Source organism: Lentzea sp. JNUCC 0626 (assembly GCF_043632865.1).
Taxonomy (GTDB): Bacteria; Actinomycetota; Actinomycetes; order Mycobacteriales; family Pseudonocardiaceae; genus Lentzea.
Map to the genome: position 1 here is coordinate 3,780,645 of NZ_CP171635.1, position 18,333 is coordinate 3,798,977.

15 protein-coding genes and 1 tRNA gene are annotated in these 18,333 nt (G+C 70.4%); 6 read left to right on the forward strand and 10 right to left on the reverse strand.

Annotated features, from left to right (window positions below; all coding sequences use genetic code 11):
• Nucleotides 1–21: 21 nt before the first annotated feature.
• The 3 genes from JNUCC0626_RS16050 to JNUCC0626_RS16060 all read right to left on the reverse strand — a co-directional run bounded on the left by JNUCC0626_RS16050 (nucleotide 22) and on the right by JNUCC0626_RS16060 (nucleotide 6,574).
• On the reverse strand, nucleotides 22–5,487 hold the full coding sequence (locus JNUCC0626_RS16050; RefSeq protein WP_394620558.1) for a carboxyl transferase domain-containing protein: 5,466 nt from the start codon (nucleotides 5,485–5,487) through the stop codon (nucleotides 22–24).
• 272 nt (nucleotides 5,488–5,759) lie between these two features.
• Nucleotides 5,760–6,251 (reverse strand): Gmad2 immunoglobulin-like domain-containing protein, encoded by a 492-nt coding sequence (locus tag JNUCC0626_RS16055; RefSeq protein WP_394620559.1) that lies wholly within the window; start codon nucleotides 6,249–6,251, stop codon nucleotides 5,760–5,762.
• Between the two features lie 239 nt (nucleotides 6,252–6,490).
• Nucleotides 6,491–6,574 (reverse strand) — tRNA-Tyr (locus tag JNUCC0626_RS16060).
• 146 nt (nucleotides 6,575–6,720) lie between these two features.
• Between JNUCC0626_RS16060 and JNUCC0626_RS16065 the strand changes: the two genes are divergently transcribed.
• Both JNUCC0626_RS16065 and JNUCC0626_RS16070 read left to right on the forward strand, forming a co-directional pair.
• A complete protein-coding gene (locus JNUCC0626_RS16065; RefSeq protein ID WP_394620560.1) occupies nucleotides 6,721–9,282 on the forward strand; it encodes an ATP-binding protein in 2,562 nt (853 codons plus the stop codon).
• Between the two features lie 50 nt (nucleotides 9,283–9,332).
• On the forward strand, nucleotides 9,333–9,623 hold the full coding sequence (locus JNUCC0626_RS16070) for a hypothetical protein (RefSeq protein WP_394620561.1): 291 nt from the start codon (nucleotides 9,333–9,335) through the stop codon (nucleotides 9,621–9,623).
• Here the strand turns inward: JNUCC0626_RS16070 and JNUCC0626_RS16075 are convergent.
• The 4 genes from JNUCC0626_RS16075 to lnt all read right to left on the reverse strand — a co-directional run bounded on the left by JNUCC0626_RS16075 (nucleotide 9,616) and on the right by lnt (nucleotide 12,751).
• Nucleotides 9,616–10,089, reverse strand: coding sequence for a TspO/MBR family protein (locus JNUCC0626_RS16075; protein ID WP_394620562.1), 474 nt, complete (start codon nucleotides 10,087–10,089; stop codon nucleotides 9,616–9,618). The genes JNUCC0626_RS16070 and JNUCC0626_RS16075 overlap by 8 nt on opposite strands.
• 17 nt (nucleotides 10,090–10,106) lie before the next feature.
• Complete coding sequence (locus JNUCC0626_RS16080; RefSeq protein ID WP_394620563.1) at nucleotides 10,107–10,394, reverse strand: hypothetical protein; 288 nt, start codon at nucleotides 10,392–10,394, stop codon at nucleotides 10,107–10,109.
• A gap of 61 nt (nucleotides 10,395–10,455) precedes the next feature.
• Nucleotides 10,456–11,220, reverse strand: coding sequence for a polyprenol monophosphomannose synthase (locus JNUCC0626_RS16085; RefSeq protein WP_394620564.1), 765 nt, complete (start codon nucleotides 11,218–11,220; stop codon nucleotides 10,456–10,458).
• Nucleotides 11,204–12,751 carry an apolipoprotein N-acyltransferase gene (gene lnt / locus JNUCC0626_RS16090; RefSeq protein WP_394620565.1) on the reverse strand — a complete coding sequence of 516 codons (1,548 nt, stop codon included), beginning with the start codon at nucleotides 12,749–12,751 and terminating at the stop codon, nucleotides 11,204–11,206. Before lnt ends, JNUCC0626_RS16085 begins: the two co-directional genes overlap by 17 nt.
• Before the next feature lie 37 nt (nucleotides 12,752–12,788).
• Here lnt and JNUCC0626_RS16095 point away from each other — a divergent pair, with 37 nt between their 5' ends.
• The 3 genes from JNUCC0626_RS16095 (at nucleotide 12,789) to JNUCC0626_RS16105 (ending at nucleotide 15,112) form a co-directional block, all read left to right on the forward strand.
• The gene (locus JNUCC0626_RS16095) at nucleotides 12,789–14,165 is read left to right on the forward strand and encodes a class I adenylate-forming enzyme family protein (protein WP_394620566.1); all 1,377 of its coding nucleotides are present in this window, start codon (nucleotides 12,789–12,791) and stop codon (nucleotides 14,163–14,165) included.
• A 27-nt stretch (nucleotides 14,166–14,192) separates the two neighbouring features.
• The gene (locus JNUCC0626_RS16100; RefSeq protein ID WP_394620567.1) at nucleotides 14,193–14,795 is read left to right on the forward strand and encodes a TetR/AcrR family transcriptional regulator; all 603 of its coding nucleotides are present in this window, start codon (nucleotides 14,193–14,195) and stop codon (nucleotides 14,793–14,795) included.
• Between the two features lie 122 nt (nucleotides 14,796–14,917).
• On the forward strand, nucleotides 14,918–15,112 hold the full coding sequence (locus JNUCC0626_RS16105) for a PspC domain-containing protein (protein WP_394620568.1): 195 nt from the start codon (nucleotides 14,918–14,920) through the stop codon (nucleotides 15,110–15,112).
• Here the strand turns inward: JNUCC0626_RS16105 and JNUCC0626_RS16110 are convergent.
• Together JNUCC0626_RS16110 and JNUCC0626_RS16115 are read right to left on the reverse strand one after the other, a co-directional pair.
• Nucleotides 15,075–15,626 (reverse strand): hypothetical protein, encoded by a 552-nt coding sequence (locus JNUCC0626_RS16110; protein WP_394620569.1) that lies wholly within the window; start codon nucleotides 15,624–15,626, stop codon nucleotides 15,075–15,077. The two genes, JNUCC0626_RS16105 and JNUCC0626_RS16110, sit on opposite strands and share 38 nt — an antisense overlap.
• Nucleotides 15,627–15,717: 91 nt before the next feature.
• Nucleotides 15,718–16,407 carry a phosphotransferase gene (locus JNUCC0626_RS16115; protein ID WP_394620570.1) on the reverse strand — a complete coding sequence of 230 codons (690 nt, stop codon included), beginning with the start codon at nucleotides 16,405–16,407 and terminating at the stop codon, nucleotides 15,718–15,720.
• 108 nt (nucleotides 16,408–16,515) lie between these two features.
• On the opposite strand from JNUCC0626_RS16115, the gene JNUCC0626_RS16120 reads away from it, so the two are divergent.
• Nucleotides 16,516–17,478 (forward strand): LysR family transcriptional regulator, encoded by a 963-nt coding sequence (locus JNUCC0626_RS16120; RefSeq protein WP_394620571.1) that lies wholly within the window; start codon nucleotides 16,516–16,518, stop codon nucleotides 17,476–17,478.
• Here the strand turns inward: JNUCC0626_RS16120 and JNUCC0626_RS16125 are convergent.
• Nucleotides 17,426–18,205, reverse strand: a complete 780-nt coding sequence (locus JNUCC0626_RS16125; RefSeq protein ID WP_394620572.1) for a hypothetical protein — start codon at nucleotides 18,203–18,205, stop codon at nucleotides 17,426–17,428. The two genes, JNUCC0626_RS16120 and JNUCC0626_RS16125, sit on opposite strands and share 53 nt — an antisense overlap.
• Nucleotides 18,206–18,333 lie beyond the last annotated feature (128 nt).

Genomic DNA, 18,333 nt, shown 5'->3' on the forward strand with positions numbered 1-18,333 from the left:
GACCGGGCCTGATCCCAGGGGTTACTTCGCGAGACCGTCCTCGATCGCCTTGATGATCGCGGGACGCAGCTCCGCGGCCGAGATGATCGCGTCGACCGCGCCCACCTCCACCGCGCGCTGCACGCTGTGCACGCGGTCGAACTCGGCGGCCATCTCGTTCAGCTTCTCGGTCCGCACGGACTGACGCACCGAGGCGAGCTCGCCGGTCAGGGCCGAGCGTTCGGCACCGGAGGCCTCGGAGACCGCGGACTCCAGCTTCTTCACGCGCGGGTCGTTGGCCGTGCGGCCGTCGACCTCGCGGGCGAACACCACGGCCGCGGCGGGGGCACCGCCGATGACCGAGGCGAAGGAGCCCTCGACGGCGAGGACCGTCATGGACGGGTTCAGGGCCTTCGAGAAGACCACGAACGCGCCGCCGTGGTAGCGCGAGATCACGGTGAAGACGATCGGGCCTTGGAAGTTGACGATCGCGCGGCCGATCTCGGCGCCGTACTCGAGCTGCAGTTCGCGCATCGACTCCGGGGAGCCGTCGAAGCCGGACAGGTTCGCCAGCACCACGAGCGGCCGGTTGCCGGAGGCCGCGTTGATGGCGCGGGCCGCCTTCTTCGACGACTTCGGGAACAACGTGCCGGCGGTGTAGGTGTCCGGGCCGTCGGTGGGCGGGAAGCCGGTGCGGGCGACGCCGCGCGACTCGACGCCCAGCAGCGTCACGGGGATGCCGCCGAGGTGCACGTCCTGGACGACGGCGGTGTCGGCGTCGGCCATGCCCGCCCAACGCTCCAGCACCTCGTGGTCCTGGTCGGACAGCGCGCGCATGACGGTGCGGATGTCGAACGGCTTCTTGCGGTCCGGGTTCGACTCCACCGAGAAGATCTCGCCGACCGTCGTGAACGGGCTGTCGCCGACCACGTGCGGGAACGACGAGACGTCGCGGGCAGACGGGTCCGAAGTGGACACTCGACGCGGACCGGCCTCACCGGGAGCGATGTAGCTGTGCTCGTAGTGCGCCAGCAGGACGTCGAACGCCGACCGCAGGTTCGGGGCCCAGTACTGCGCCTGGCCGTTCGGGCCCATGACGCGGTCGTAGCCGCCGATGCCGTAGTTGTCCTCCGCCGAGACACCGCCGGAGAAGTCCAGGGCCTGCTTGCCGGTCAGCACCATCGCCGAGTCCGGGGTCATGACCAGGATGCCCTTGGTGTGCATGAGCATCGTGGCTTCGGCGTTCCAGTACGGCTGGGCGCCGACGTTGATGCCGTTGACGACGACGTTGATCTCGCCACCGTCCTGGGTGAACTCGACGATCCGCTTCAACGCGGCCGCCACCCAGTCCATGTTCTCGACACCGGAGCTCATCGAGATCTTCGCGCCGGACGAGAGCGAGAACCACTCCAGCGGCACGGTCAACGACTCGGCCAGGTCGATCGCGTGGATCACCCGCGAGCACTCGGGCTCGGCCAGCGCGCCCAGCGACTTGGTCGGGTCGCCCAGCAGCACCACGCGCTTCATGCCCTCGGGGTACGCCGGGGTCGGCGTGGTCACCACACCGACGACGATGCCCGCCTTGTTGCCACCACGCGGGCGGTCGACCGGCATCAGCGCGCCGTCGACGACATCGTGTTCCACGAAGGACCCGCCGTCGCCGACGAGCATGTCGACCAGCTCGTACGGGTAGATCGTGCCGCGGGACTGCGCGCGCAGCACGTTCTGGCGGTAGTCGTCGAGCGGCTGGATCGGGTCGGACGGCGGCTGCACGAACGAGAACCGCACGCCGGAACCGGCGTCGTTCGCGATCCGCACACCGATGTCGGAGAGCTCTCCGGTCGCCGGGTCGCGGCGACGCGCCAGGAACAGGACCTCTTCCAGGTCCAGACCGGCGGTCGTCGGCAGCACGCGCTGACCGATCGCGTCCAGGTCCTTCGACCCGAGCTCGGTCGGCGGCCACGCGTAGAGCACCACGCGGTTCGTGGCGAGACGAGTACGCCCACCAGACTGCGCACGAGCCCGGCGGATGCCGTCCAGACAGGTCGCCAGGACGTCCTCGGCGGCGGGCAGGGCGACGATGCGGCCCTCGTCGTCGCGCAACGGCGTCAGGTCGCGGACCTGACCCAACGCGACGAGGCGCTCGTCGGACTTGTTCGCCTTGGCCACGGCGCGGAACAGGTACACGTCTTCGTCCACGGAGGTCAGACGCGTGAGGTCGAACTCGCGCAGCCGTTCGAGCTGCATGCGTTCGGCGATGCGCGGGTGGAGCCCGCGCACCAGCCTCTCCTCCGCGAACCCGTTGGAAGACGGGCGGAACGTGAAGTGGTGGTGCATCGACTCGCCGAGCCGGCCCGCCACCGTGGTGGTGACGCGGGTGATCGTCGGCGGCAGCTGGTGCGCGGCCAGCGCCGAACCCAGCGCGGCCGCCATCTCGTCCTGATCGGACGGTCCGTCGGTCCACTTGACGTAGAGGTCCGCGACGACGGCGCTGCCGTTGCCGTGCTTGACGACCTCGCCGACGGCCTCGGTCAGCGACGCGAACTCCACCGCGGTCGAGATCAGGCGGGTCTGCTCCGGCGCGTTCTCCGCGAGGAAGAACGCCCCTTCGACGCGCGGGTTCTCCAGCGCCTTCTTGGTGTAGTAGCGGCGGGCCAGCACCTCCAGCAACGGGGTGTTGTCCGCGCCGGGCTTGCCGATGCGCTGGCCCAGCAGGCGCACCAGCGGTTCGGCCGACGCGACCATCGCCGCGATCCGCTCCTCGCGGTCGGCGGCGGCGGGCTGCCCGTCGAGGTAGATCAGGTGCTTGCGGACCTCGGTGTGCACGCGGGCACGGGTGCGGCGCACCAGCGGCTGCGCGAACCAGGTGAACACGACGCTGCGGGCGAGGTCGGCCACCGCCGGGTAGCGGACCTGCGTCGCGGCGATGATGTGCTCCAGCACCAGGCCGATCTGGACCCGCTCGGCCTCGACCGGCGGCGCCTCCTGCACCCACTGGCGCAGCAGCGTCGTCGCCACGGCCGCGTCGAACACACCGCGGCGCAGCGCCACGAAGATCCGGAAGACGGCCTGCTCCAGCTCCGGCGTGCGGTCGAGCTCGGTGATGCCGTAGTGGCCGATCACGCTCTGCAGACGGGCCCGGAATCCCTCCGGCAGCGCCGCGCGGTCCGCGTCCAGCGTCTTGAGGTACGTGTGGAAGTGCTCGCGCGGAGAGTGGATGTGGTTCTCCGGCTTGGTCTCCTCACCGGCCGGACGGTTGCGCGAGAGGTCGCACAGGTCGGCGAAGATGCCGAGCAGCTTCGCCTCCTGGACGAGCGGCCGCTCGTCCAGGTCCTCCCGCGCGCCCATGTAGGCCTTGAGCACGCGATCGGTCTCGCCCGCGGTGGTGTCGAAGCCCAGCAACAGGTTGCGCAGGTCGTCCAAACCGTCGGCGACGAGCTCCTCCGGCCGCACACCGGTGCGCGGCGCGGGCAGTTCCAGCTCGACGGACGAGTCGGACTTCGCGACCTCCTCCGCGCCTGCCTCGTCCTCGATCTCCTCCAGCTTGAGCAGCGCTCCACCGGCGGGGACCTGGGTGCCGACGACGACGTTGAGTTCCTTCAGGCGAGCACGGAACGGCGCGCGCAGCACCGTCTCCATCTTCATCGCCTCGAGCACGAGCACGGGTGCGCCGGCCTCGACCTCGGCACCGACCGCAAGCGGCGTGGCGACGACCAGCGCGGGCATCGGCGAGCGCAGGACACCGCCCTCGTCGCGGGTGACGCGGTGCGTGACGCCGTCGACCTCGACCTGGTGGACGGGGCCGTGCGTGCCGGTGACGACGCGGAACCGCGCGCCGTTGACGGTGATCTGCCCGACGTGGTGGTCGAACCGCTCGACGTCGACGTCCGCGGTCAGCACGGTCTCGGAGTCCGCGGCGGACACGCCGACGCGGTAGCTCGTGGCACCGACGCGGGCGACGTTCACGACGTACGGCGTGCCGCGGAGCACGAACTCCAGCTTGACCGCGCCCTCGTGGTTCGTGCGCGGCTGACCGCCCCGCGACGACGCCAGCAGCTCGGAGCGGTTGATCTGCTCCTCGTCCTCGTAGACCTCGATGCCGGCCGCGGCCAGCGCGATCGCGGAGTGGCGGTGCGAGATCAGGCCGCCGTCGGCACGCACGCGGTCGATCCACGACGTGTCGGCGCTGCCGTCGATCACGGCGGGCTCGTCCAGCAGGTCGAGCACGAAGCTCTTGTTGGTCGTGCCGCCCTCGATGATGACCGTGGTCTCGGCCATCGCGCGGCGCAGCTTGCCGAGCGCCTCGTCGCGGTTGCGGCCGTACGCGATGATCTTCGCGATCATCGAGTCGAAGTCGGCCGGGATCTGCGAGCCCTCCGCGACACCGGTGTCGACGCGGATGCCGGGACCGGCGGGCAGTTCGAGACGAACGATCGTGCCGGGGCACGGCGCGAAGTCGCGGTCCGGGTCCTCGGCGTTCAGGCGCGCCTCGACGGCGTGGCCGAGCTCGACGGGCTTCTCGCCCTCGAGCCTGCCTCCACCGGCGACGTGCAGCTGTGCCTTGACCAGGTCGAAGCTGGTGGTGATCTCGGTGATCGGGTGCTCGACCTGAAGTCGGGTGTTGACCTCGAGGAACGCGAAGAGCTTCTCACCGGGGTGGTAGAGGAACTCGACGGTGCACGCGCCGCGGTAGCCCACGGCGTTCGCGAGCCGCTCGGCCGACGACTTCAGCTCGTCGACCTGGTGCTGCTCCAGCACGCAGGACGCCGACTCCTCGATGATCTTCTGGTTGCGCCGCTGCACCGAGCAGTCGCGGACGCCGAGCGCCCACGCCGTGCCCTGGCCGTCGGCGATGACCTGCACCTCGACGTGCCGGGCGCCCGTGACGAGGCGCTCCAGGAACATCACGCCGGAGCCGAACGCGCGCGCCGCCTCCATGCTGGTGCGGTCGAAGTTCTCTTCCATCTCCTCGGGAGACGTGATCTTCCGGATGCCGCGCCCACCACCACCGGCGGTCGCCTTGAGCATCAACGGGTAGGTGACCTCCTCGGCCACCTTCAGGGCGTGCTCGAGGTTGTCGACAGCGCCGCGCGACCACGGCGCGACGGGGACCCCGACCTCCTCGGCGATCAGCTTGGAGCCGATCTTGTCACCGAGTTTGCGCATGGCCTCGGCGGACGGGCCGACGAACGTGACGCCGACCTTCTCGCAGAGTTCGGCGAACTCGGGGATCTCGGCGACGAAGCCCCAGCCGACCCACGCGGCATCGGCCTTCGTCTCGACCAGAGCGGTCTCCAGCACCTCCAGGTTGAGGTAAGGACGATCCGCCGCCAGACCGAGGTTGTAGGCGAGGTCGGCTTCCCTGACGAAGGGCGCCGACTTGTCGACATCGGTGTACAGGGCAACGGTCTCGATCCGTTCCCCTGACTCGGCGGCGAGCTCACGGACGGCGTGGATCAGCCGCATTGCGGCTTCCCCGCGGTTGACGATCGCTACACGACTGAACAACGACTTGGCTCCTCGCGGACAATACGACCTCAGCGGCAAACGCCGCCCAATCGGTGTACACACTCTCGTCTACTACCCGGTAGGAAAACCGCTAGATCGAAGCGAGTTGAGCAGCGTGGTTTGTATGAAACCAACAAGCCACCAGGTCCTCGGCACAGTCTCGCTTGAGCCCCGTGGCACAGCTCACCACGCGTGGTGGCGGTGCGCTCACGAAGGGGTTCGGGCGGGTCCTCCCCCGTGTCCGCTTCGGGAGAGGACCGCGGCGCCCAAGATCAGGACTGCGGGATCCTGATCACGGTCCCCGGCGTGATGACGTTGGGGTTGGTGATCACGTGCGGGTTGGCGCGCACGAGCCGCGTGTAGAGGTTGCCGGCGCCGTAGAAGTGCGTGGCGATGCCCCACAACGTGTCGCCGGACTTGATCTCGTACTCCTGGTAGACGCGGTAGCCGGGCACGATCCGCGGCCCGTAGACGACCGGCACGATGACCTTGTCGACCTCGGAGCCGTCCTTCGGCGAGACCCAGAAGACCTCGACGAAGAGCCGGTCGAGCGCGAACGACGCCCCGGACACGTCGGCCCGCACCTGGAACTGGCCGTGCCCGCCCGTGCCGTCACCCGCCATGAACGTGCCGGTGACCTCGTCGTGGCCCTCGTGGATCCGGTAGCCGAACTGGGCCTCGAACGCGCCACCCGCGGTGCCCGCGATGTGCACACGGCTCCCGACCAGACCTTGCGGCCGGGGCTGCTGGATGTCGATGGACATGATTCCCCTTTCTCCACCTGTCAATCGAGGCGGGAAGGGGTGTCGTTGCCCGGGGTCACCCCGGTGGCGCAACGGCCAGGGCGTGCCCCGAAAGTTCGTCCGGTGGCAGGCGCGGGCGAGAGACCCGCAGACGGCGCCGCCGCGATGCACTCATACCGGGCGTGTTCGGGCTTAGCGGCGGTGTCGTCTGCGGGGCCCTCGGCCGCTACTGCAGCCCGACGAACTTTCGGGACACGCCCTGGTGGTGGAGGTCGGAGTCGAACCGACTGTGCGCGAGGCTCCCGTTTTACAGACGGGCGGGGCTCCACAGCCCCATCTCCACCATGGTTGCCCTGAGCACGACGACGTGCCCTGAGCTGGGGAGATACCTCGGATATCGGCGCATGCGGACTACTGTGCCCGATCTTGGCGGCGGCCCGCGACCGATTTACCGCCGAAACGTGCCCGGCGGCGGACGCGATATCCAGGCGTGCAGGTCGTGGGACGGGTCCGCGAACTCGCCGCGGCGCGGTCGTGGCTCGCTGCGGAGACCGGACGGCTGGTGCTCTGCGGCGGTGAGCCGGGCATCGGCAAGACGCGGCTGGCCCAGGAGCTCGCCGGGCACGCCCTGGCGCTGGGCCGCCAGGTGGTGTGGGGGCACTGCGTCGAGACGGCCGGGGCGCCGGCGTTCTGGCCGTGGCGGCAGGTGCTCAAGGCCGTGGGAGCCGACCCCGACGTGGTGCTCGCGCACGACGCCGAGGTGCCGCAGGACCGGTTCCGGGTGTTCGACGCCGTCGCGGCCGCGCTGGACCGCGACGGGCTGGTGGTCGTGGTCGAGGACGTGCACTGGGCCGACGAGGCGTCGCTGCTGGTGCTCGCCCACCTCGCCACCCGGCCGCGCGGGCTGCTGTTCGCGACGTTCCGCGACCCGTGCCCCGCCGTCGCGGACCTGATGCGCTCGGCCGAGCGGATCGACCTGCACGGGCTGTCCGCCGACGACGTCGCGCGGCTCGCCGGGGCCGAGCACGTGGCCACGATCATGGAGCTGACCGGCGGGAACCCGTTGTTCGTCACGGAGATCGCCCGCGCTATCGCCGACGGCACGTGGCGCGCGGACCAACCGCCGCGCAGCGTCCGCGACATCGTCACCGCCCGCCTCGCGCGGCTGCCCGGCGACACCGGGGAACTGATCAGGACGGCAGCACTGATCGGCCGCGACTTCGACGTCGACCTGGCGGTGGCGGCCTCGGGAGTGCCGATCAGCGCGCTGGACGGGGCGGGGACGCTCCTCGACTCGACCGGGCACCGGTTCGCGCACGCGCTGACCAGGGACGCCGTCGAGGCGTCCCTGTCTCCTGCCGACCGCCGCGCGCGGCACCGCCGGATCGCCGTGGAGATGGCGGACAGCACGCACTACGCCGACGTGGCCCGGCACTGGAAGGCGTGCGGTGAGAACGAGAAGGCTCACGAGTGGACGATCCGGGCCGCGCGGGACGCCGTGACCCGGCTCGCCTACGAGGAAGGCGTGCGCCTCTACCGGGCGGCAGCGTCCATCGAGGACGGTCACGAGGTCCAGGTGGCGCTGGGCCGGGCCGCGTACTTCGCCGGTGACCTCGCGGGGTGCGTCGCGGCCGCCCAGCGCGCCGCCGAACTCGCCGACACGCCCGAGCAGATCGCGGAGGCCGCGCTGGTGCTCGAGGCCGCCCCCGGTGCCGGTGTCAACGCGATCGCGACCCCGTTGTGCGACAACGCACTCCGGCACGAGGTCAGCGCACCGACCCGCGCCCGGCTGCTCGCCCAGCGCAGTCATCTCGCCTTCTACCAAGGCGAACAGCACAGGCTCGACGCGCTCAGCCGGGAGGCACTCGCACTCGCTCGCGGGGACGATCGCGCGCTGGCGGAAGCGTTGCACGCCAGGCAGGAGGCGTGCCCCGGACCGTCCGGCCGCGCCGAACGGCTCGAGCTCGCCACCGAGATGATCGCGCTCGCCCACCGCACGCACAGCCCGCGCGGCGCGATGTGGGGGTCGCTGTGGCGGGTGCACGCGTTGATCGAGAGCGGCGAACTCGCTGCCGCGCAAGAAGAACTCCCGGCCCTTGCGAGAGCCTGCGACCGGGTCGGCGGCCAGGTCCCGCTGTGGCACCTCGACGTCGTGACGGCGTGCGTCGCGCAGGCGCAGGGCCGGTTCGCGGAGGCTCAGGAGATCGGGCGGCGCGCCTACGACCGGATGCGGGTGATCGAACGCGAACCGGCGTCCGGCGCCTACTTCGCCTTGCAGTGCGGGCTTTCCTGCCACCTGCACCCCACCGAGGACGGCCTCGCGCTGGCCCGGCACTTCCACGACCCGCCGCCGCGGTTCCGGCTGATGTCGAAGCTGACGCGGGCGTTCCTGTTGCTGCGCGCGGGGTTGCGGGACGAGGCCCTGGAGTTCTACCGGCGCTGCGGGCCGATCGCCGAGTGGGACCTGCCCGCGTTCTTCGTGTTGCCCGGCCTGGTCGACGCCGTGCTGGTGACGTCCGGGCTCGGGCTCACCGACGACCTGCGGCTGATCCTGCCGAGGCTCGCCGCGTTCCGGGGCGAGCACGCGGCGGGCAACGGCGTCGCGTACATGGGCCCGGTGACGCTCGCGCTGGGCCGCGGCCACCTCGCCCTCGGCGAGCACGAGCAGGCGATCGTCGACCTCACCGCCGCCGTCGACGAGGCCTCCCGGGCGGGCGCGCCGGCGTTCGCCGCCGAGGCCCGCCGGCACCTCGCCGCCGCGTTGCGCGCGTCCGGCCGGGACGCCGACGCCGTGCACCGCGCCGCCGACCACACGATCCGCGCGCTGGGCATGACCGCGTTCAGCACGACCGAGCTGAGCAGCCGCGAGCACGAGGTCGCCGCGCTCGTCGCCCAGGGCCTGACGAACCGCCAGATCGCCCGCCGCCTGGTGATCTCCGAGCGGACCGCCCAGAACCACGTCCAGCACGTCCTGACCAAGCTCGGCTTCCGCACCCGCAGCCAGATCGCGGCGTGGATGAGTACCGCACCGAGTACTCCGGCGGATGGCTGACCTGCGCGAACTGCCTACCTTCGGATCAGACGACCTGAAGGAGGCCTCCCATGTGGCTCACCATCGCGACCCCGCCGATCACCTCGCTCGACCAGCTCGACCAGGTGATGGGCGCGGCCACCCCCGACGGCCTGCGCGCCCGCTACGCCTGCCGGGCGGGCGACGAGTTCCGGGTCGTCGCCGTCTGGGAGTCGAAGGAGCACGCCGACCGCTTCTTCCGCGAGGTGCTCGGCCCGATCCTGGCCCGCGTGCTCGGCCCCGAACCGTCCGGCGCTCCCGCGATGACGGGCATGGAGGTCCTGAGGGAGTTCGTGCCCAGCCAAATGAATGGTGTCAGTTGAGGACGGCGATCGACAGGTTCAGGGCCGCCGCGAAGCTCACCCACGCCAGGTAGGGCACGAGGAGCAGACCGGCGGCCTTGTTCCGGCGCCAGAACACCACGATCAGGGCGGCGATCGACAGCCACAGCACGATGATCTCCGCGAACGCCGGCCAGAACCAGCCGAGCCCGAAGAACAACGGCGTCCAGGCCGCGTTGAGCACGAGCTGCGCGCCGAACAACGTCAGCTCGCGGCGGTCGGCCCCGGCACGCCACGCCAGCCAGCCGGCGGCCGCGATCATCACGTAGAGCGTCGTCCACACCGGACCGAACAACCACCCCGGCGGCGCCCAGGCGGGCTGCTCCAGCATCGCGTAGGTCGACCCGGCCGACACCGAGAACAGCGAGCCCACCACGGCCGTGACCAGCACGGCTCCCGCGAACAGCCCCAGGGCGCGGACGGGGTGCCGTTCGGATACGAGCGTCATGCCGTGGTGGTACCCGTTCAGCGGCCGGGCAAAGCACGCACGATGCCGAGCACGGCCGCGCGACTGGGCCGCCGCCGTTCGCCAGGCCCGAGCAAAGCGAGCTCGTCGACCAGCACGGCCTCGCGGATCGCCGCGTCGTGGCCCGGCAGTTCGGCGCGCAACGCCTCCACCAGCCGTCCGCGCAACGCCCGGCCCAGCGGGTCGTCGGTCGGCAGCAGCCGCCAGTGCGCGTCGAGGATCCGGGACGCCACGGACTCGCCACCGACCGCCCAGAGCAGGCGGATCATCCGGTCGGCGAGGCCCACGGCTCCCACAGTGCGGTCCGGCGGTCGCGCTCGCAACCGCCGGACACGCCAACAGGAGCTACTACTTCTTGCCGGTGAACAGCGCCTTCACCTGGTTGCCGCGCCTGCGCAGGCCCCACTTCGTCACACGGATGAGTGCCTCGCGGACGATGTTGCCGCTCATCTTCGACTCGCCGAACTCGCGCTCGAGGAACGTGATCGGCACCTCGCGGACCCGGAAGCCCAGCTCGATCGTGCGCCACAGCAGGTCGATCTGGAAGCAGTACCCCGCCGACGCGACCGACGCGAGGTTCAGCTTGCGCAGGGTGTCCGCGCGGAACGCCCGGAAGCCGCCGGTCATGTCGCGCACGTTCGCGCCCAGCGCCAGCCGCGAGTAGAGCGAGCCGCCCAGCGAGAGGAACTTGCGCTGCGCGGGCCAGTTCACGACCTCGCCACCCGGCACCCAGCGCGAGCCGAGCACGAGGTCGGCCTGCGGCAGCGCGTCGAGCAGCCGGTGCAGTTGCTCCGGCGCGTGCGAGCCGTCGGCGTCCATCTCGCAGATGACGCCGTAGTCCCGCTCCAGCGCCCAGTTGAAGCCCGCGACGTACGCGGCGCCCAGACCGGCCTTCTCGGTGCGGTGCATCACGTGGACCCGGTCGTCAGCGGCCGCCATCTCGTCGGCGAGCTGGCCGGTGCCATCGGGGCTGCCGTCGTCGACCACCAGCACGTGCACGTCGGGCAGTGCCGTGTGCAGCCGCTTGACGATCTTTCCGATGTTGTCCCGCTCGTTGTAGGTCGGGATCACCACCAGCACCTGCCCGAGTTCCTGGTCAGGCTGCCGCGCCATTCGAGTCCTTCCGTCGTCGGGTGAAGCCCAGCGCCAACGCCATGAGGCCCGCAGCGGCAATCACCCACTCGGGCCAGGCTCCTAGCCAAGTCGCCAGCGTAGTCTGTGACCGCAGCGGCAGTGTCGCGACCAGGGCACCGGGCTCGAAAAGCCCAGTCTTCTGAGTGACGGAACCGTCAGCTTCGACGATCGCGCTGACCCCTGAAGTGGCGGCCACCACCACCGCTCGTCCGTGCTCCACGGCCCTCACCCGGGACATGGAAAGCTGCTGGTAGGTCATCTCCGTGTAGCCGAACGTGGCGTTGTTCGTCGGGATCGCGATGATCGTCGCGCCGGCCGTCACCGTGTCGCGCACCACTGAGTCGAACGCCACTTCGTAACACGTGTCAATCGCGACCTTCGCGGGCCCCATGACGAAACCCTCGGGGTCGGTGCCCGGCTGGAACACCCCCGCCCGGTCCACCGTGGACGAGAAGAGCCGGAAGAACGACCGCATCGGCATCGTCTCGCCGAACGGCTGGAGCTTGCGCTTGGTGTAGGTGTCCGTCGGCCCCTTCTCGGGGTCCCAGAGCACCACCTGGTTGCGCGGCAGCCCGTCGTTCTTGTCCACGACGACGGCGCCCACGGCGATCGGCGCCTTGATCGCCTTCGCGGCCTGGTCGATGCGGGCGGCGGCGTCGGGGTTGCGGAACGGGTCGATGTCGGAGGAGTTCTCCGGCCAGATGACGACGTCGGGCTGCTTCTGCTTGCCGGCCTTGACGTCGTTCGCGAGCTCGATCGTCCGGTTGACGTGGTTGTCGAGCACCGCGCGGCGCTGGGAGTTGAAGTCGAGCCCGGCGCGCGGCACGTTGCCCTGGATCGCGGCGACGGTGACGGTCCCGGCGGACGCGTCCACCCCCACCGGCACCACGAGCCCCGCCACCACCGGCACAGCGACCAGCGGCAGGCCGAGCTTCCAGTTCCTGACCAGCCAGAACAGCCCGAACCCGGTCAGCACCACCCCGAACGTCAGCAGCGGCGCCCCGCCCAGCGACGCGAGCGGCAGGAACCACCCCTCCGGCTGCCCGAACGCGATCTTGCCCCAGGTGAACCCGCCGAACGGCACCAGCCCGCGCACCCACTCGTCGGCCACCCACAGGCACGCGGCCCACAGCGGCCACCCCGGCACGCGCGAGACGAACGCCATCGCGGCCGTGCCGAACGCCATCATCACCGCGCACACGAGCGCCAGCGGCAGCCACGCGATCAGGCCGACGAACTCCCCCGTCCACCGCAGCAACGGCACCATGAACCCGAGCCCGAACAGCAGCCCGTACCCGAATCCGGCGCGCGCACGCTTGTCGTAAATCACATACGCGAGGAGCGCGAAGCCCACCGGCGCCAGGAACCACAGCGGCCGGGGCGGAAAGCTCAGGTAGATCAGCACACCGCCGGTGACGGCGAGTGCGGCGCGCGTGACGAACGGAACGCTCAGCTTTCGCCTGCGCGCGGGCAATTCCGGCGATTCCGGCGCGATGGGGGGTGCGACCACCCGATCAGCGTACGAGGCCCAGGAGTACACAGGGTGTATGACCTACGTCGATCTTGTGCTGGAGCGACTGTCCACAGAAGACGAACGCGAGGCCTTGATCGGCGGCGACACCAGACTCACCCGCGCCCAGGCCCGTGACCTGCTGTTCCGACTCGCCGACGGCCTGGTCCAGCGCGGCATCGGCCCCGGCGACGGCGTGGCCGCGTACGTCGGCAACACCCCCGAGGCCGTCCTGCTCGTCGCCGCCGTCCACCTGCTCGGCGGCCGCCTCGTCTACGTGCCGCCGGAGCCCGGCCCGAGCGAACTCAAGGCGTTGATCGAACGGGCCGAGGTGTCCGGTGTCGTGGTCGACCCCGCCTTCAGCACCCTGCTCGACGGCTGGGACCTGCGGGACCTGCCGGGTGATCCGGTCGAACGCACGCCGGCGCCGAGCTTCACCACGGTCATGTACACCGGTGGCACCACCGGCCTGCCGAAGCTCGCGGTCCACCGCTCCGACCGCCGCTGGGAGGCGTTCCGGGCCATGCCGCCGTCGAACGTGCTGAGCAACACGCTCATCACCCACGGCAGCGGCGCCGCGGCCGCGCAGATGGCCCTGACCACCGGGTCGAAACTGGTGCTGGGGCCGTCGACGTTCGACGCCGGCACGTTCTGCCGCCTCGCCCGCGAGGAGCAGATCACCACGACCGTGTTCGTGCCGCCGATGATGTACGAGGTCCTCGACCACCCGGACTGCCCGGGCCCGCAGTTCGGCACCGTCATCGTGGGCGGGTCCGCGCTCGCCCCTCAGCGGCTGCGTCAGGCGATCGAGACGTGGGGCCCGGTCGTGCACCAGACCTACGGCATGACGGAGGCCCTCTCGATCACGACCATGCCCGCCACGTCCGTCGACTTCGAGCGGCCGGACACGATGCGGACGGTCGGCAAGGCCAACCCCGTGCTGGAGGTCGAGACGCGTGACGGCGACGTGTGGGTGCGCGGGCCGTTCGTGATGCAGGGCTATTGGGGCGAACCACCGTTGAGCGAAACGGCCGACGGCTGGTTCAACACCGGCGACATGGGCTACTTCGACGACGACGGCTACCTGTACCTCAACGACCGCAGCAAGGACGTCATCGTCACCGGCAGGACGTCCGACAACGTCTACTCACGGCTGCTGGACGACTTCCTGGTGACGTTGCCCGGTGTCAAGCAGGCCGCGGCGGTCGCCCAGCCGGACGAGGCGCTCGGCGAGGTCGTGCACGTTTTCCTGGTCACCGAAGGACCGGATGTCGATGTCGACAGAATTCGCGCTTCGGTGGTGGCCGAACTGGGTGAGCTCTACCAGCCCAGAGGGGTCACGGTCGTGGACCGGTTGCCCCTCACGAAGATAGGAAAGGTCGACAAGCGCAAGCTTCGTTCCCTGTTTCGGTAAGGTCTGGCCAAACCCAGGAGGTGACGGATGCCCCGTCCAAGCGTGGAAGCCGAACGCAAGGCGCAGATCCTCGCGTCCACCTGCAAGGTGATCGCGGCCGAGGGCTTCCGGCATCTCCGGGTCTCCGACGTGGCCAAGGACGCCGGTGTCTCCGGCGGCACGGTGCACTACTACTTCGAGACCAAGCGCGAACTCACCGACGCGGCGTTCGAGCACTGCTTCGAGATCTCCGTGACGCGGCGGCGCTGGATCCTCGAGTCCGACGAGCCGCCGTTGTCCCGGCTGCGCATGGTGGTCGAGTCGTACCTGCCCGAGGGCGCGGAGACCGTCGAGGCCTGGAAGGTGTGGGCCGAGCTGTGGGTCGAGGCGATCCGCAACCCGGAGCTGCAGGAGCTCAACGAGCGCTTCTACGGCGAGTGGCGCGACATCGTGGCGAGCATCTTCCGCGACGGTCAGGCCTCGGGTGACCTCGTCACGTCCGGCGAGCCGCTGGAGCTGGCGAACATGATGGTCAGCATGCTCGACGGGCTCGCGTTGCAGGTGCTGGCGGGGTCGCGGGCGATGACGGTCGACACGATGCGCACGACGTGCCTGCGGTTCGTCGACCAGCTGTCGACCGCGTCCGTCTAGACGTTCGATGTGCCCGTTCTGTTGAGCGGGAAATCCCCGGTCTCGCGTGACGTCGATCATCGGGGTTCAACCAGGGTTCGTCCCCGATGCAACAAATGCGCGAAACTGGGCATCCTTGGTGCATGACCACGACAGTTGCTTTGAGCAGGCCCAGGACCAACCGGATGATCGCGGGTGTCTGCGCGGGGCTCGCCCAGCGCTGGGGGATGAAGGCCGGCACCGTGCGCCTTCTGTTCCTGCTGTCCTGCCTTCTGCCCGGACCGCAGTTCGTCGTCTACATCATCCTCTGGGTGATGCTGCCCGACCGCGGCTACTGATCGGCTCGCCGCCGGACTTCTCGAACAGCACGGCCTCGGGCAACCCCACGCGGGTGCCGTCGCCGAGGCTCCTGTTCGACGTCCACAGCTGAGACCGCAGGGCCTCGTTCTCGACGGACAGGACGTCGGCGTTGTGCCGCATCGGCTCTCCGGTGCCGCGCCGCCAGTGCGCGACGTCCGTCCAGAACCGCTCGACCTCGTCCCACACGTCGAGGGTGCGCGGCCCGAGGGCCATGCGGATCTCCTGCGTCGTGAGGACCTGCTCGAGGCCGTGCGAGGCGAGGTTCTGGAAGTCCTCGACGAGTTCGGCCACGAGCCCGTGGTTGGCGTCGTCGGCGAGCAGCTTCTCCGCCACGCGCGCGACCGTGGGCAGCACGTCGTCGGGCGCCGTCCGTTGCGCGGCCACGTAGGCCGTGATCATGGCGGCGCTCGACTCGCTGCGGTCGTCGAGGTGCTTCCAGCCGTACCCCGACGCGTCGACCAGCTTCTGCGGCGCGGACCTGCGTCCCCACATGTGCTTCTCCCCCCGGCTCAGTCCGGTTGGGATCATCTCATCCGGACTCTACGAGTTCGTCGCCGAGGGTGTCTGAGCGCTCGCGCGCTGTTCAGATGTTGTTGTCGAGCACGTGGACGCGCTCCCTCAGCCAGCCGATCTCGCACGCCAGCCAGGAGTCCGGACCGAGGACGCGCCCGGCGCGTGCGTGGAAGTCCCGCTCGGCCTCGACCCGCGCGAGGACGCGGTGCCCGAAGTTCTCACGGTCCTGCAGGCCGTACTCGTCGAGCAGGACGCGCACGAGTGCGAGCTGGTGGTCGAGGTCGTGCGCGATCTCGACGCCGAGCAGCCACAACCAGGCAGCGTAGGCGAGATCGCGTGCGCGCGGACCAGGTGCTGCCTGGTCGAAGTCGAACGCCGCCACCGGAAGCCCACCCGCGAACGTCACGTTGAGCGGGGAGAAGTCGTTGTGGCACACGGTTTCCTCGCCCTGGGCGAGTGGCGTCCCCGCGGTCGCGTCGTGCAGCCGGCGCAGCAGCCCTGCCACGGCGGCGATCTGATCGCGGGACCAGTCCCTGGCCCGGAACTCGGTGCGGGTCTCGCCCTGCTGGAAGCTGAGGATCTCGCGTCCCCGGTCGTCGACGCCGAGCAGTTTCGGCGCCACGTCGAGGTCGTCGAGGTGCCGCAGCAACCGGTGCACGAACGGCGAGTGCGGGCCCACCGGCCGTCGCACGGTGTCCCCCACGCGCACGACGCCCTTCGTCATCCGGCCACCCGTCAACGGGATCTCGACGCTCGTCACTCGAACTCCTCCTGGTTGTCCTATCGTCGGTGCGCGCCACATGAGATCGGTTCGCGCGAGGCGCTGTCCAACAACCGACACGCGTCGACGAACAACCAGGAGTTGTGGGTGGAGCTGGACCTCGGTGCCGTCAGGGCCTTCCTCGCCGTGGTCGACGACGGGCACTTCACCGAGGCGGCCGACCGCCTGGGCGTGTCCCAGCAGGCGGTGTCGAAGCGGATCGCGCGGCTGGAGTCCGATCTGGACGTCGCGCTGCTGACCCGGTCGCGCACCGGGGCCGTGCCGACCGAGGACGGGTCGGCGTTCCTGCCGCACGCGCGGGCGTTGATCGGCCTCGCCGACCAGGCCACCGCGCTGCTCCGGGCACGCCACCGGCCGTTGCGGATCGACGTGCTGGCGCGGGTGGCGGCGCCGCTCGACGTGGTCAGGGCGTTCTACGAGGCGGGCGGCGTGGACGTGGACATCGTCGTCTCGCGCGGTGCCACGCCCCGGCACGTCGCGCTCGCCGACGGGTCGGTCGACGTGGCGTTCGGCCGCGCGACCGGAGAACTGCCGGGCATCCGGCGCGTCCCCGCCTGCCTGGAGCCGATCCCGATCCTGGTGAGCCGGCGGCACCGGCTGGCCCGGCGCAGGTCGGTGCCGATGGCGGAGCTGGCGGGGGTGACCGCGTGGATGCCGGGGTGCGGCGGCGAGAGCGAGTGGGCCGACTACTACCGCCGCCTCGGCGCCGAGTTCGGCGTCACGATCGACACGTCCGGGCCGGTGTTCGGCGGTGAGCACGTCATGGACGAGATCGCCGCCTCGCCGGAGCTGATCACGTTCGGGACCACCCGGCAGTTCCCCGCGCACCCGGACGTGGTGCAGGTGGCGGTCACCGGCCCCACGCCCGTCTACCCGTGGTCGCTGCTGTGGCACGAGGCCAACCGCCACCCGGCGATCGGGCCGCTGGTCGCGCACGTGCAGGCCCGCTACCGGCCGTTCGACCCGCGCACCCAGTGGCTGCCGGACCGCGCGTTGTTCAGCGGTTCTCGTCGATCGGGATCCCGGCCAGCTCCTCCGACAGGCTCGTGAACGACTCCGGCTCCACCCTGAACCACCCGTCGAACGGCTGGGTCATGCCCGTGCACAGCACGCAGACGAACGCGAGCACCGCCGCCGTCAGGCACATCTGCAGGATGTGGCGCTTGCGCGCGGTGAACCCGATCAGCAGGGGGAACACGATCATCGCGACGGCGCCCGCGATCGTGCCGATCAGCATGATCCGGCCGGTGTTGTCGAGGCCGCTCGCGGAGTCCAGCCGGTCGCGCCGCAGGTCGGTGACCTCGCGCAGGCGTTCCAGGGACCGTTCGCGGGCGCTCTTCACCTGGTCCGGGGACGACGGCAGGGACAGGACGTCGGCGTGCAGCGAGTTGAGGGTCGCGGTGGTGGCGTCGTCGGACTCGCCGACCGCGAGCTTCGGCCATTCCTTGTCCGCCACCAGTTTCGGGTAGTCGGTGAGCAGTGTGCGGATCTGGTCGCGTTGCGGCTGCGGCATGACGGCGGTCTGCCAGTAGACGTCGGCGACGGCGGCGGCCTCCTTCGCGGCGTTGTCCTCGGCGGCGCCGCCCTCCTCCCAGACGATCACCACGTAGAACGCCAGGGCCACGATGAACAGGCCGCTGATCACCGCGCCGAGGAAGCCGCGCGAGTCGGCGTCTCTGTCATCGGCCTGCTCGTGAGCGCGGGAACGCCCGAACAGCAGGAAGGCGATCGCCGTGACGACCACCGACGCGAGCACGATGACAACACCGGTCCACATGGCCTCCATCTCCCCACAGCGGACACCGTTTGACCACCAACACCACGCTTCCCGGCACTCTTCCCCGCCCATCAAGAGCAACGGGGTGTTGATCAAGCACACAGCACGTCCACATCGGAGCGTCTGGC